Source organism: Humibacter sp., from assembly GCF_051954055.1.
In the GTDB taxonomy this organism is placed as follows: Bacteria; Actinomycetota; Actinomycetes; order Actinomycetales; family Microbacteriaceae; genus Humibacter.
Map to the genome: position 1 here is coordinate 1 of NZ_JBQCIE010000108.1, position 14,617 is coordinate 14,617.

The window sequence follows — 14,617 nt, forward strand, 5'->3', positions numbered from 1 at the left end:
ATAGCGAGACGGACACGGGGATCAACGGGCTCGGAGTGCTTCACTCACCAATCTGACCCGCCGAAGTGTCACCACCAAGACCAGCCGAAGCGTCACCGATGTCCTGACACAGAACTGTCACCGATATTCTGCGACATAACAGCCGACGCTACGTGCCGTGCGGCTAGTTTCAGCTCATACGCCTAGTCTCGCGTGAGGGTGACACGTCGCGTGAGCGCTCAGCAGCTGAACGTGTGCTCTCCTCCGCGCACCTCGCGGCTGCTGCCGTCCGGCAGCACGATCGTTGCCGGCACGCCCTCCGGCACCGACGCCTCGAGCGTGAAACCGTCGTCGCCGGTTCGCCACGAGACGGCGATGCGTCCGGATGCCGCCTCGTACGCCGTGCGCGCCCAGGCGATTCCTGGGCCTGGCTGCGGCTGGATGAGCACGCGCGCGTACCCCGGTTCGGCCGGGCGGATGCCGCCGACGACCTGGTAGATCCAGTCGGCGACGGCGCCGAGCGCGTAATGGTTGAAGCTGGTCATCTCTCCGGGGTTGATGGTGCCGTCCGGCAGCATCGAGTCCCAGCGCTCCCAGATCGTGGTCGCCCCCATCGTCACCGGGTACAGCCACGACGGGCACTCCCGCTCCAGGAGCAGGCGGTAGGCATCCTCGATGTGTCCGGTCTCCGAGAGCGCCCAGGTCACGAACGGGGTGCCGGCGAAGCCGGTCGTCACGCGGTAGTCGCGCTCGCGCACCAGCTCCGCGAGCCGGTCGCCCGCGCGTTCGCGGAGCGGAGCATCCAGAAGGTCGAAGCAGATGGCCAGCGCGTACACGGTGGCGCAGTCCGAGACGATGCGGCCGTTCTCGGCGACATAGTGGTCGTCGAAGGCCTCGCGGGTGCGCTCGGCGAGGCGGGACCAGCGCTCCGCGTCGGCATCCTTCCCGAGGATGCGCGCCGCCTCCGCCGCGAACACGGCCGACCGGTAGACGCACGCGGTGGCGACGACGTGCGGATCGGCCTTCGCTGCGGCGGGGTCGTGCGGGGAGGCATCGGGATCGAGCCAGTCGCCGAACTGGAAGCCCTGGTCCCAGAGCCCGTTCGGCGAGAGCACGGCCTCGACAGATTCGAGGTGCAGCACCATGCCCGGATAGTGAGCTGCCAGGCGGTCGCGGTCGCCGTAGGCGTTCCACAGCGCCTGCGGCACCCACACTGCGGCGTCGCCCCAGATCGCTGTCGCGCCCAGCGGGAACGCCGCAAGGCTCTCGTCGAAGGTGGCGTACTTGAGCACGTTCGGCACGACGTACGGCACCATGCCGATCGGGTCGTGCTCGGTCTCCGCCTGCACGTCGAGCAGCCACTTGTGCAAGAAGTCGGACGTGTCGAACTGGAACGAAGCGGATGCGGCGTAGGCGGCGATGTCGCCGGTCCAGCCGAGCCGCTCGTCGCGTTGCGGGCAGTCCGTCGGCACGTCGAGGAAGTTGCCCTTCTGACCCCAGACCGAGTTGTGGATGAGCTGGTTCACCAGCTCGTCGGAGCACTCGAAGGCGCCCGTGCGGCGCATCTGGGAGTGCACCACGACGGCCTCGAGCGCGTCGGGGGTGAGCTCGCCCGGCCACCCGCTCACCTCGGCGTAGCGGAACCCGTGGAATGTCAGGGTCGGCTCGAACGAGTCGGTGTCGCCGCTGAGCACGAAGCGGTCCGTCGCTTCCGCGCCGCGCAGGGGACGCGTCCCCAGCTCGCCGTGCTCGAGCACCTCCGCATGCCGGATCACGATCTCCGAGCCCCGCTCTCCCTGCACCGTGAACCGCAGCCAGCCCACGAGGTTCTGGCCGAAGTCGACAAGGATGCGCCCCGATGGCGACTCCCAGATCTTCTGCGGCTTCAGCGTCTCCTGCCTGGTGATCGGTGGGCCGGCCTGCGGCACGAGCGTGTTGCGGTCGATGTCCGTCTCCCGAACGCTCAGCGGAGTGGATGACCCGCGCAGGCGCGCGTCGATGGTCTCGCCGTTGTACAGGGAGTTGGCGACGATGTCGGATGTCTCTGCCTGCCAGGCATCCGACGTTGCGATGCGCTGCACGGAGCCGTCCGCGAACGTGAGCTCGAGCACGGCGGCGAACGCCAGTTCCTCGCCGTAATTCGCGTTGGCGCCCGCGAACCCGAGGTCGCCGCGGTACCAGCCGTTGCCGAGCAGCGCCTCGAGGTTCAGAGCGCCCTCACCGGCCGTCACGAGGTCGGACACGTCGAACTCCTGCACCTGCAGGCGCCATTCGTACGAGGTCCAGCCGGGGTTGAGCACGGAGCGCGTCACGGGACGGCCGTCGATGCTCAGCTCGTACACGCCGTGCGCCGTCGCCACGACGCGGGCGCTGCGAACCCGCCAGCGGGGCTGGTCGGGCTCGGCGGCGAAGCGGAACCGCGGCGCCGCGCGTCGGTCCGCGTCGGCGGTGATGAAGGCGGCGCGGGCGAGCAGGTCGACGGGTGATTCGGTCATCGTGGAGTCAGTCCTCGTTCGGGGTAGCGGGATCGCGGTCTCAAGCGGTGGGTGCCGCGGTGGTGTCGCGAGCGGGCGCCGCGGTGGCGACGGATGCGGGTGCCTCCGTGGCGACGGATGCGGGCGCCGCGGTGGCGACGAACGCGGGTGCCTCGGTGCGGGCATCCGGATCCAGTTCCTGCTCGTGGTCGAACTGGTTGCTGCGTCCACCGCGGAACGCGAACCAGGCGACCAGGAGGCCGATAGCGACGACGACGGCGAGGCACCAGTACAGCCCCTGCGCGCTCACCGCGACAAGCGCGGGGGTCACGAAGGCGAGGAGCGCGGCGACGACGCGGGCCACCGCGATGATGGTCCCCTGCGCGCTGGAGCGCAGCAGCGTCGGGAAGGACTCCTGTGTCCAGACCTTCATGATGCCCTCGAAGGCGAACGCGCCACCGAACGCCATGAACAGGTTCATCAGCACGATCGTCACCACGTTGAAGCCGAATGCGGCGGGCGTCACGTACCCGAGCAGCAGCGCGACCGCACCGACCACGAAGTAGACCATGCGGCTGCGGCCATCCACGATCTTCATGAACCAGACGCCGAACAGGATGCCGAGCGGGAACGAGAGCAGACCGATCAGCGAGTTGAGCTGCACCGGGATGTGCGCCACGTTCACGGCGAGGTAGGTACCGAACTGGCCGCCGGTGTTCGCGCCGACGTTGGTCAGCGCGTAGAAGACGAGGAGGGCGAGGAACGGCACGGCGTACGGCGCCTTGAGAAGGTCGCGCACGCCGGCCTTGTCAGCGCGGATCGTGCGGATGCCCTCGGTGCGCTCCACGTGCGCCTGCTTCCAGAACGGCGACTCCGGAATGGCGAGGCGGCACAGCAGCACCGCGATCGCGACGACGCCGATCTGGGCGAACAGCACCTGGCCGCCGAAGCGTCCCCAGCCGCCGGCGAAGATCGACAGGGCGACGGGCACGAGGATGCCCACGCTCCACAGGATGTTCGACAACCCGATGAGCGCGCCCCGGTTCCGATCGGTGGCGGCCTCCGAGATGGTCGAGAGCGACACGGGCAGGTCGGCGCCCGTGCCGAGTCCGGCGAGGATGACGCCGGTGAGCAGCAGCGGGAACGCGGTGCTGAAGACGAGGAAGGCGATGCCGACCGCGACGAGCGCCATCGTCACCAGGAACACCGCGCGGCGCCCGAAGCGGTCACCGAGGCGTCCACCGAAGACGGCGCCGATGGCGATGCAGATCGTGAGGCTGCCGGACATGATGCCGATCTCCGTCGGCGTGACACCGATCGTCTGCTGGTAGATCACGAGCGCGATTCCGGTGGCGACGATGGTGGCGGCGTCGATGTACGAGGCCATCCCGCAGACCACCGCGACCCACCAGGGGTTCGGTGCCTTGCGTGCAGCGATGGTGTCAGCCATGCGTGTGTTCTCCCTTGAACGGACGGATGCGACGGATGTGGTGGATGCGACGTGCGGACCTATGCGGACGCGACGTGCGGGCCGATGCGGCGGATGCGACGTGACGGGCACGCTAACACGATTTGAATCGATTCACAATTGCTGAGGCCGCCGCCAGGGCGTCCGGGTCCGGCTCGCGCCGCGCCCTTTCTGGCGGAAAGGGTTTTCCCAACCTGGACGCGAATTCCTGGCCGAAAGTGTCGTGTCGAGGCCGCGGAGGCGACAACTCGGGACCGCAATTCGCGGTCGAGCGCCTCTCGCGCCGAGGTTGACGGCGGCGTGCCGACGGCATAGGTTCGAGAGCAGTCCTCTGAATCGTTTCATGGCGACTTCACGCTTCGCCACGAGCCGAACGACACAAGCACATGACAAGGGAGTCATCGGATGCCCCACCTCACCCACCTGCGCGTCGACCACCTGGAGAACCCGCTCGCCCTGGCTCGCCGATCGCCGCGCTTCGCGTGGCGAATCGACGCGAGCGACTCAGAGGCCTTGACCCAGCTGGCCTACCGGATCGTCGTGAGCACCTCGAAGGGCGAGCCCGTCGCGGACACCGGATGGGTGGCATCCGCGGACTCCGTCGCCGTGTCCGTTCCGGGTTTCGAGGGCGAACCGGGAGCGGAGTACGAGTGGGACCTCTCCGTTCGCGTCGGTCGGGACGGAGAAGACACCGAGGAGGTGCACGCACGCGGCTCGTTCGGCATCGGCCTCGACTCCTGGGACGCCCCGTGGTTCGAGCCGCAGCAGGAGCCCGTGGTCGAGGAGGGCCCGCTCTCGATCGGCCCGGAGGCGTTCGCCGAAGCGGCCGCTACCGCTCCGCTGGCCGAGAGGCTGCACCCGCCGCGCTTCCTGCGTCAGGCGTTCACGCTCGGCGCGGATCCGGTGAGGGCGCGGCTGCGCATCACGAGCCAGGGCGTCAACTCCCCGTCGCTGAACGGCGCGCCGGCGAGCGACGGCGTGCTCGCACCGGGCTACGAGAGCTATCAGCACGCGATCTCGGTGCACACGCACGACGTCACGGCTCTGCTGCACGGCGGCGAGAACGTGCTCGGGGTCGTGCTGGGCGACGGCTGGTACGCGGGCCGCATCTCGATCCTCGGCCGCAGCGCGCAGTACGGGCGCATCTTGCGTGCGACGTGGAGCCTCGAGGTCGAGCTCGCCGACGGCACGACGACCGTCGTCATACCCGACGACACGGTGCGCAGCTCGCGCGGGCCGATCGACTGGTCCGACATCTTCATCGGCGAGCGCCACGATGCCCGGCGCACCGTCGACGGGTGGGACGCGCCAGGCTTCGACGCCTCGACCTGGCAGGCCGGCCGCGTGCTGGCCGCCGGTGCGGAGGAGGTCGCCGTGGCACTGGTGCCCTTCACCGGCGAGCCGATCCGGCGCGTGCGGGAGTTGCCGGTGGCGGGCATCCTCTCCACTCCGGCCGGCGAGACCGTGCTCGACTTCGGCCAGGTGCTCGCCGGGCGCGTCCGGATGACCGTGCGCGGCGAGGCGGGGACCGTCGTGCGCCTCGAGCACGCCGAGGTCGTGGATGCCGACGGCAACTTTCTCGACAACATCCTCGGCGTCAACAAGGACCAGGCGGACGAGTACGTGCTGGCCGGCGACCCCGAGGGGGAGACGTGGGAGCCGCTCTTCACGTTCCACGGGTTCCGCTTCGTCAAGCTGATCGGCTACCCCGGCGAGCCCCGGCGGGAGGACTTCACAGCCGTCGTCATCGCGAACGACCTGGAGCAGACGGCATCCTTCGCCTCGTCGGATGCCCGCCTCGACCGCCTCGTCGAGAACACGGTGTGGTCGCAGCGGTCGAACTTCCTTGCGGTGCCGACCGACTGCCCGCAGCGCGAACGGGCCGGCTGGACCGGCGACCTTCAGATCTTCGCGCCCACCGCCGCGACGCTGATGGGCGTGGCGGCGTTCCTCGACCGCTGGCTGACGAACGTGCGCATCGATCAGAAGGCGCACGACGGCGTCGTGCCGATCATCGTGCCGCTGCCGCCGGCAACGGATGACCCGGAGCCGGTTTCCGACGACGACCTGTTCAACATCCGGGCCGCGGCCGGCTGGGGCGACGCGATCACGATCGCACCGTCGGCGCTCTACCGGCACTACGGAGACATCCGATTCCTCGCGGACAACCTCGAGGCGATGCGCGCCTGGGTCGACCACCAGACGGCGAGCGCCGCGGAGGTGCTCCCCCGCCGCCTCGCCGACGCCGACCTCACCGATGAGCAGCGCGCGAACCATGCCCTGCTCTGGAACGGTCCGCTCAACTTCGGCGACTGGCTGGCGCCGTCCACGCTCGAGGGCGGGGAGGACGAGTTCCAGGCCATGATGAAGGCTCCGCTCCTCACCGCCGAGCTCACCGGGCCGCTGTTCCAGATCCTCTCGCTCGACCTGCTCGCGGCCTCGGCGTCCGAGTTGGGCGAGAACGAGCTGGCGGATGCCTGCCACGAGCACGCGGGCAAGGTGCGCGCCGCCTTCGCCGCGGAGTACGTGGAGGCGGATGGCCGCATCCAGCCCGACCTGCAGGGCATCTACGTGCTCGCGCTGGCGTTCGACGCGGTGCCGGCCGACCGGCGGCAGGCCGTCGTGGACCGGCTGGTCGAGCTGATCCACGAGGCCGGGGACCACCTCGACACCGGGTTCGTCTCGGTTCCGTATCTGCTCGACGTGCTGTGGGAGAACGGGCACCGCGACCTCGCCCGCACGCTGCTGCATCAGGACACGGCGCCCTCGTGGCTGTACGAAGTGGACCACGGAGCCACGACCATCTGGGAGGCGTGGCACGCCGTGCACGAGGACGGCACCGTCGACCGGGTCTCGATGAACCACTACGCGTTCGGCTGCGTCGTGGACTGGATGATGCGTCGCGTCGCCGGCATCGAGCTCGTCGAGCCCGGTTACCGCAGCACGCGCATCGCGCCCGACCTCGACGGACGACTCGACCGGTGCGAGGCGCACGTCGACACGCCGTACGGCCGGCTCGCCGTCGAGTGGAACCGACAGGATGACGCCGCCTGGATCACCGTGACCGTGCCGGTCGGCGTCACCGCCGAGGTCGAGCTGGCCGATAGCTGGTCCGCAGACGGCGACCTCACCCTGCGCCATGGCGTTCACCGGTTGAACGCCCGCCGGCAGGCCGCGCTCGTCACGGCGTGATCGCCCTCCCCTGCGACCCCAGCGAGAACACAACGAACAACGAGCACACGGAAAGAGCGAAGACACCATGACATGGCACGCGCACATGATCGCGCCCGACTCGGACTTCGATGGAGCGCCCCTGCTCCGCACCGAGTTCGACCTCGACGAGGGGCACGGTGACGTCGTCCGGGCAACGCTCACGCTCACGGCGAGAGGGATCGTCGAGGCGTGGCTCAACGGACGGGCGGTCTCGGATGACGTGCTCACGCCCGGCTGGAGCAGCTACGAGTGGCGGCTCCGCTACGCGACGTACGACGTGACGGACCTGATCGAAGACCGCACTGCCATCGGCCTTGCGCTGGGCAAGGGATGGTTCGGCGGTCGGCTCGGCTGGACCGGCCGCGGCTGGTTCTACGGTTCCGAGCTCGGCGCGTTCGCCCAGCTCGACATCCAGTTCGCCGACGGCAGCCACCAGCTCGTCGTCACCGACGACAGCTGGACGAGCGGTCCGAGCGCTGTGCTCGCGAACGAGATGTACGACGGTGAGACGATCGACGCGCGCCGCCTCGACGACGCGTGGAAGCATCCGGGGTTCACGGCCGGCGACTGGGTCGGCGTGCACGCCGTCGACTTCGACACCGACACGCTGGCTCCGTACATCGGTCCGCACGTGAAGCGATGGAACGAGCTGCCGGTCGCCGAGGTGATGACGTCGCCGTCGGGCAAGACGCTGCTCGACTTCGGCCAGAATCTGGTCGGATGGCTGCGCCTGCGCGTGCAGGGACCGGTCGGAACCGAGATCACGGTGCGCCACGCCGAGGTGCTCGAGCACGGCGAGCTCGGCACGCGGCCGCTGCGCTCCGCCCAGGCGACGGACCGGTTCATCCTGAGCGGTGGCGAGGACGAGTTCGAGCCCACGTTCACGTTCCACGGCTTCCGGTATGCGGAGATCAGCGGATGGCCGGGCGAGTTCGATCCCACCGCCGTCACCGCCGTCGTCATCGGTTCCGAGCTCACGCGGATCGGGACGATGACGACATCCGATCCGCTGCTCGACCAGTTCCACCAGAACGTGGTGTGGGGCATGCGCGGCAACTTCGTCGACGTTCCCACCGACTGCCCGCAACGCGACGAACGGCTCGGCTGGACCGGCGACATCGCGGCCTTCGCGCCCACCGCGGCGTTCCTCTTCGACGTCGACTCGTTCCTCTCCGACTGGCTCGTCGACCTCGACCTGGAGCAGCAGCACCACGACGGCGTCGTCGGGTTCGTCATTCCCGACGTGCTCAAGTTCGCCGACCGGGAGCGGGCGAGCGAACTGGGTCCGGTCGACGCGACAGCGATCTGGAGCGACGCCGCGGTCTGGGTGCCGTGGACGCTCTACCAGGCATACGGCGACACGGAGGTGCTCCGGCGCCAGTTCGGGTCGATGGCCGCGCACGTGCGCCGCGTCGAGTCCCTGCTCTCGCCGAACGGCGTGTGGGACGGCAACTTCCAGTTCGGGGACTGGCTCGACCCGGATGCGCCGCCAGACGACCCGGCACGCGCGAAGGCCGACAAGGGGGTCGTCGCGACGGCATCCGCCTATCGCTCGGCGCGCATCGTCGCGGATGTGGCCGAGGTGCTGGGGCTGCAGGATGAGCACGCCGAGTTCGACGAGATCGCGACACGACTGCACCGTGCGTTCAACGACGAGTACGTCGACGAGCAGGGCGTGGTGAAGAGTGACTGCACCACGGTGTACTCGCTGGCGATCGTGTTCGGTCTGCTCAGCCCCGAGCACGAGGAGTTCGCCGGACGTCGCCTGGCCGAACTCGCCGCGCAGGCCGGCTATCGCATCTCGACAGGTTTCGCCGGAACGCCGTTCATCACGGATGCGCTCACGAAGACCGGACACGTCGAGGATGCGTACCGCCTGCTCCTGGAGCGCGAGTGCCCGTCGTGGCTGTACCCGGTGACGATGGGCGCCACGACGGTCTGGGAGCGCTGGGACTCCATGCTGCCCGACGGCACCATCAACCCCGGCCAGATGACGAGCTTCAATCACTACGCGCTCGGCGCGGTAGCGGACTGGATGCATCGGGTCGTGGGCGGCATCGCCCCGCTCGAGCCCGGCTACTCCTCCGTGCTGGTCGCGCCGCAGCCCGGCGGCGGACTCACCGACGTGCAGACCGCGCTCGAGACGCGCCACGGTCGCGTCGCCGTGCACTGGAGGATCGAGGGCGACGAGCTCACGGTGGATGCCGAGCTGCCGGAGGGCGTGACGGGCGTGCTGCGCCTGCCGGGCCAGGACGACCGGCCCCTGGCCGGCGGGCGAGCCACCGCGACGGTCGCGTTGCCGGCATCCTGAGCCGTGCCCGGGCGGCCCTCAGCCTTCGAGGGCCGCCTGCAGGGTGGCCAGTTGCTCCTCCGTGGGCGGGTCGAGCGAGACGCGCGCCGGCCCGGCGGGCAGCCCGCGCATCGCCGCAGCCGCCTTGAGCAGACGGATATCGCCACCGCCGACCGTCTCGACAGCCCGGTCGATCGCGGGCTGGAAGGATGCCGCATCCTCTCCCGCATTGAGCGCTGCGGCGGCCGCCACGAACGGCTCGGGGAGCACGCCGCACACTCCGGACACGACGCCGGCACCGCCGACTGCCGCCAGGCGCACCAGATCGACGTCGTTGCCAGCGAGCACGCGGAACCCCTCCGGCACGGAACGGATGTACTCGGCCACCTGTTCGGTCGAGAGTCCAGAGATCTTCGCCCCGACGATGCCCGGGATGTCGGCGAGCGCCGCCAACTCGTCCGGGGATACCGTCGTCGTCGCGCGGGCCGGGAACACGTAGACGTAGAACTCGGCCTCCGGCACCGCGGCGGTCAGCTTACGGAAGTACTCGGCGACGGCGACCGGTCCTGCCGTCTGGTAGTAGGGCGTGATCGCGGCCAACCTCGTCGCCCCTCTGTCGTATGCGGCGCGAGCGAGCGCGACGGCCTGCCGAGCCGTCGCAGCGCCGACGTGCGCATACACACCGTCGGCGCCGAAGACCCCGAGCGCGCACTCGATGACCGCCATCCGTTCGCCGTCGTCCAGTGCCGTGAACTCGCCCGTCGTGCCCGGCGTGAACACGGCGCCGACTCCGGATGCCCTGATCGCCTCGAACAGCGCCCGCGTGCCGGGCACGTCGAGCTCGCCGTCCTCGCGGAACGGCGTGATCGGAGCGCAGACGAGCTCGGTCATCGCGATGCCTCCCAACGCAGCGTCGGCACGGCCAGCAGCCCGGACCGCAGGCCATCGGCGGCGTGCTCCACGTCTTGCATGCGGAACCGCACGCCGTACTGCTCGTGGGATGCCGCGACATCCGCCTCGAGACTCCGTGCGGCATTCGGTGCGGCCAGCGCCGCGGCCGTGGCGTTCCCGATGGTGATGCGCAGCACGTTGTCGCCTGGGCGGAGCGAGTCGGTCACATCCAGACGATACGGCGGCGCGTAGAGAGTGCCGCACTCCACGCCGTTCAGCGTGACGACGGCGATCTCCCGGATCGGCGGCTGCACCATGGCGCGGAAGGATGCCCCGCGCATCCCGCGCTCCGCCGCGTCGCCCGCCCGCACCGGCTCCGCCTCACCGAAGTCGAGCTCGACGCGTGCCGGCGGTTCGTCGCCCCAGAGCTCCGTCGCATCGAACACATGCTCGTACGTCGCTGTGCCCGCGAAGTACGGCCGCTCGCCGCTCCACTCGTGCGGAAGCACGACGGGCGACGCGTCCTCGCCGGGGAACGCGACCGTCCACGGGCGCGCGCCGTCGCCGAGCGGATGCTCACCCGCAGTGACCGTGCCGGCTTCCGGGGCCGACCCGACGGATGCCGCACCGTCTCCCAGCACGAGCACGGCGGCCTCGTAGGGCGCCAGCTCGAGCGGGACCGCGCCCGCGTCGCCCTCCTCGGTCACGCGTCCGGTCTGCGGATCCCAGAGCTGCCAGCGGGACCCGCTCGCGCGCGGCGCCGCGGAGAAGCGACGGGTCTCGGCGCCGGCGTTGGCCACGAAATACACGTCGACGTCGCCCACTCGGCGGTGCACGAATCCGATGTCCGAGCACGCCGGCTCGACGCGCAGGTCGGGGTTCCCTGTGGCGCGCAGGGCGCCGGCGAGCTCCTCGTCGGTGATCACGCGCCAGCTCGAGTCGTCTGTAGGCGAAGTTGCCGCCTCGCTTCGCACCTCGATGACCGTGCCGCCGGACGCGCACACGGCACGAAGCCAGCCGTGCACGCTCTCGGGCAACCGCTCGACGTGCGGCAGCACCACCGGGCCCGTGGAGGCGACCGTGGCGGGGTCGAGTGTTTCGAGCATCCGATCGTCGATCAGGTCGAAATCGAAACCCGCGTCGCGGATCGCGGCCGGAATCGCGTCTCCGATGATCGCGCGCGCGGTGCGCCAGAGGTCGAGGGATCCGCCCTGGGCGAGCCCGAGCACGTCGTACGCGTCGGCGGACGGCAGGTACAGCATCACGTCGGCCACAGGGCGGCCCTGCCGCAGTAGCCAGCACAGCCGAGTCAGGTATGCGGCGAGCGCCGGCATGGCCGGCCACCACGCGTTACGGTCGTCGAGGGCTCCGGATGCATAGAACAGCCTCCCGAGGTTCACCCCAGACCGGGCCGGCGACGCGGGCCAGCCGTGGCCGATCAGGTGGTTCACGCCGAGCAGGAAGTGCTCGTGCGCCTCGCCCTTCAGGTCAAGTGGCGTGGCGCGCAGCGATGGCGAGTGCACCCACGTCCAGGTCTCAGCAGAGACGATGTCGCGACCGAGTCGGTGCGCCGCGGATGCCGCCCAGCGCGTCTGCGTCACGCCGCCCCATCCCCACCCCTCGCCCTCGATGATGTCGACGGAAGCGTACGCGCTGAGCCTGGTGAGCGGAACGCCGTAGTTCTGCACCCGGAATGGCACACCGCGCTGCGCCGCCCACTCGCGGATGACGCCGAGGAAGTTCTCCTCGAACAGGTCGGAGAGCGTCTCGTAGAACTCGGCGCGGAACAGGTCGGCGCCCACGGCGTCGAAGCGCAGCTTCCACAGCTCATCGAGGGGATCGCGCGAGTGCCGTGCACGGAACTCGCCGGGAAGGTTCGAAGTCCAGTCGGCGTCGTAGGCCTCGAGGCTGTCGCAGAAGACGGATCCGATGCGCTCGGCACCCACGGCCTCCACCAGGGGCTCGGCGACCGCGCGAAGGTGATCGAGCACGGCGGTCTTCGAGTAGTGGTCGAGCACCGGCCCTTCCGCGCCGACGGCCGCGCGCTTGACCTGCTGGCCGGTCGGCGCCGACCACGCGATCGCAACAAGCCGCGGGCTGCGCCCGGCGTCGACGAGCACCGCACCATCCCCCGCCTCGAGCCGTTCGAAGGAGACCGGGGGCTCCTGCAGCGAGCCCTCGCCGAGGTACGCCCCGACCAGCTCCTCGCCCGGCCAGCGCGGCTCGATGCCGATGCGCAGCGCGTTGCCGCCTATCTCCCGCACGTCCCAGATCAATCGTCGCGAGGCCGTCTCGGCGGTGATGTGCGGGCCGCCGAACGACCATCCGCTGCCGAGGGTGAGGTCGAAGCGCAGACCGAGCGATGCTGCGGTGTCTGCGGCGAAGCGCAGATCGTTCAGGAACTCCGCGGATCCGAACGGATGCTCGACCGTGCTGAGCGGGTAGACGTAGGCCACCTCGACCCCGCCGAGTCCGGCATCCGCGACCGCCTTCAGCTGGCGCACGATGTCCGTGCGCTCGACGTCGGGCCCGAACCACCACCAGCGCATCATCGGCCTCGCCTCCGGCGCGGGAGCGGCGAATCCTGCGAGAAGCTCGGCTGCTGTGGTCATGGACTCTCTCCTTCGTGAGTCGTCTCCCGCCGCAGCGGCTCGACACGTTCGCGTTTTTCGGAACGCGGCAATACGGGCGGGTAAGCGCTCTCCATCATGAAACGATTCAGGATGCGGCGTCAACAACGAGCAGCCGGGCCCAGTAACGGTTACCAGATCGTGACGAGGAAACCTCGATAACGCTTGACCACCCTATTGAGGCCCCGTATCGTTCGAGTTATTGAATGGTTTCAATTGCCATTCGAAGAATTCCCCGTGGCGAGCGGAATGGACCGTCTCGCATTACAAGGAGGTAACGGGATGAAGTTCTCCCCTCTGCGGCGCGCCCTGGTGGCGACCGCATCAGTCGCAGCCGTCGCCCTCACCCTCGCGGGCTGCAGCGGCTTCGGCAGCACCGGCTCGAACTCCGGCGCCAAGGTGACCATCACCTACCTCACCGGAAACGACGCGACCGACACAGCCCAGGGCAAGGCCCTGATCGCGGCGTTCGAGAAGAAGTACCCGAACGTCCACGTGAAGATGGACACCCAGCCCACCGGAACCCAGGGCGACAACCTGATGAAGACCAAGCTGTCGACGAAGACGATGGACAACGTGTTCCACTACAACTCGGGCTCGTTGTTCCAGGCGCTCAACCCGAAGACCAGCATGGTCGACCTCAGCGGCGAGAGCTGGGTGAAGGACCTCGACAAGAACTTCAAGGAGGTCGTCTCGGTCGACGGCAAGATCTACGGAGCGCCGCTGGGCACCTCGCAGGCCGGCGGCATCCTCTACAACAAGAAGATCTACCAGCAGCTCGGCCTCTCGATCCCGACCACGTGGGACGAGTTCATCGCCAACAGCAAGAAGATCCAGTCCTCCGACCCGAGCGTTGCACCGATCCTGCAGTCGTTCGGCGACACCTGGACCAGTCAGCTCCTGGTGCTCGGCGATTTCGCCAACATCAACAAGCAGGACCCGAGCTGGGCCGACAACTACACGAACAACAAGGGCAACGCGAAGTACGTCAATCAGCCCGCGTTCGAGGGCTTCCAGCACACGGCCGAGATCGTCGCTGACGGCCTGGTCAACAAGGACTACGCGTCGATGACCAACGCACAGGCGATGGATGCGCTCGCCACCGGCAAGGGTGCGCAGTACCCGATGCTCACCGGATCGATGGCCACTGTTCAGCAGGACAACCCGAGCAACATCAATGACATCGGGGTCTTCGCGATCCCGTCGCCTGAGGCGAAGTACACGTCCCTGACCCTCTGGGAGCCGAATGCGCTGTACATCGCCAGCACCACCACCGGTGACAAGCTGCAGGCCGCGAAGAACTTCGTAGCATTCGCGAACTCGCCTGAGGGATGCGACGTGCAGAACAAGACAGGAGCAGCTGCCGGACCGTACGCCACGAGTGCGTGCAAGCTGCCCTCCAACGCACCCGCATTCACGAAGGATGTACAGAAGTACATCAGCGATGACGACGCGAGCCCTGCACTCGAGTTCAAGTCGCCGATCAAGGGACCGAACCTCGAGACGATCCTCATCGGAGTCGCGTCGGGCACGACGACAGCGCCGGTGGGTGCGCAGCAGTACGACCAGGATGTCAAGGCCCAGGCACAACAGCTCGGGATCAAGGGCTGGTGACCCACCGCTCATCCGAGCAATGATCGAGAGTCGGGGCCGGCTGGCACATGGCCGGCCC

At 69.0% G+C, this 14,617-nt stretch carries 7 protein-coding genes; 3 read left to right on the forward strand and 4 right to left on the reverse strand.

Translation table 11 applies throughout. From position 1 onward, the window contains the following. Nucleotides 1-218 precede the first annotated feature (218 nt). Nucleotides 219-2,474, reverse strand: coding sequence for a family 78 glycoside hydrolase catalytic domain (locus ACTHNC_RS13610; RefSeq protein ID WP_440295148.1), 2,256 nt, complete (start codon nucleotides 2,472-2,474; stop codon nucleotides 219-221). A gap of 40 nt (nucleotides 2,475-2,514) precedes the next feature. Then, nucleotides 2,515-3,903, reverse strand: a complete 1,389-nt coding sequence (locus tag ACTHNC_RS13615) for an MFS transporter (protein ID WP_440295149.1) — start codon at nucleotides 3,901-3,903, stop codon at nucleotides 2,515-2,517. 423 nt (nucleotides 3,904-4,326) lie between these two features. Between ACTHNC_RS13615 and ACTHNC_RS13620 the strand changes: the two genes are divergently transcribed. Continuing rightward, complete coding sequence (locus tag ACTHNC_RS13620; RefSeq protein WP_440295150.1) at nucleotides 4,327-7,113, forward strand: family 78 glycoside hydrolase catalytic domain; 2,787 nt, start codon at nucleotides 4,327-4,329, stop codon at nucleotides 7,111-7,113. Nucleotides 7,114-7,180: 67 nt separating this feature from the next. Next, nucleotides 7,181-9,445, forward strand: coding sequence for a family 78 glycoside hydrolase catalytic domain (locus ACTHNC_RS13625; RefSeq protein WP_440295151.1), 2,265 nt, complete (start codon nucleotides 7,181-7,183; stop codon nucleotides 9,443-9,445). An 18-nt stretch (nucleotides 9,446-9,463) separates the two neighbouring features. On the opposite strand, the gene ACTHNC_RS13630 is transcribed toward ACTHNC_RS13625, so the two are convergent. Together ACTHNC_RS13630 and ACTHNC_RS13635 are read right to left on the reverse strand one after the other, a co-directional pair. Next, the gene (locus ACTHNC_RS13630) at nucleotides 9,464-10,315 is read right to left on the reverse strand and encodes a dihydrodipicolinate synthase family protein (RefSeq protein WP_440295152.1); all 852 of its coding nucleotides are present in this window, start codon (nucleotides 10,313-10,315) and stop codon (nucleotides 9,464-9,466) included. Continuing rightward, nucleotides 10,312-12,927, reverse strand: a complete 2,616-nt coding sequence (locus ACTHNC_RS13635) for a glycosyl hydrolase (protein ID WP_440295153.1) — start codon at nucleotides 12,925-12,927, stop codon at nucleotides 10,312-10,314. The genes ACTHNC_RS13630 and ACTHNC_RS13635 overlap by 4 nt, the downstream gene beginning before the upstream one ends. A gap of 300 nt (nucleotides 12,928-13,227) precedes the next feature. Between ACTHNC_RS13635 and ACTHNC_RS13640 the strand changes: the two genes are divergently transcribed. Then, nucleotides 13,228-14,559, forward strand: coding sequence for an ABC transporter substrate-binding protein (locus tag ACTHNC_RS13640; RefSeq protein ID WP_440295154.1), 1,332 nt, complete (start codon nucleotides 13,228-13,230; stop codon nucleotides 14,557-14,559). The last annotated feature ends 58 nt before the right edge of the window (nucleotides 14,560-14,617 follow it).

Excerpts from the sequence above, each read along its gene's own strand:
- ACTHNC_RS13610 (WP_440295148.1), bottom strand. The coding sequence starts at position 2,474 with ATGACCGAATCACCCGTCGACCTGCTCGCCCGCGCCGCCTTCATCACC.
- ACTHNC_RS13615 (WP_440295149.1), bottom strand. The coding sequence starts at position 3,903 with ATGGCTGACACCATCGCTGCACGCAAGGCACCGAACCCCTGGTGGGTC.
- ACTHNC_RS13620 (WP_440295150.1), top strand. The coding sequence starts at position 4,327 with ATGCCCCACCTCACCCACCTGCGCGTCGACCACCTGGAGAACCCGCTC.
- ACTHNC_RS13625 (WP_440295151.1), top strand. The coding sequence starts at position 7,181 with ATGACATGGCACGCGCACATGATCGCGCCCGACTCGGACTTCGATGGA.
- ACTHNC_RS13630 (WP_440295152.1), bottom strand. The coding sequence starts at position 10,315 with ATGACCGAGCTCGTCTGCGCTCCGATCACGCCGTTCCGCGAGGACGGC.
- ACTHNC_RS13635 (WP_440295153.1), bottom strand. The coding sequence starts at position 12,927 with ATGACCACAGCAGCCGAGCTTCTCGCAGGATTCGCCGCTCCCGCGCCG.
- ACTHNC_RS13640 (WP_440295154.1), top strand. The coding sequence starts at position 13,228 with ATGAAGTTCTCCCCTCTGCGGCGCGCCCTGGTGGCGACCGCATCAGTC.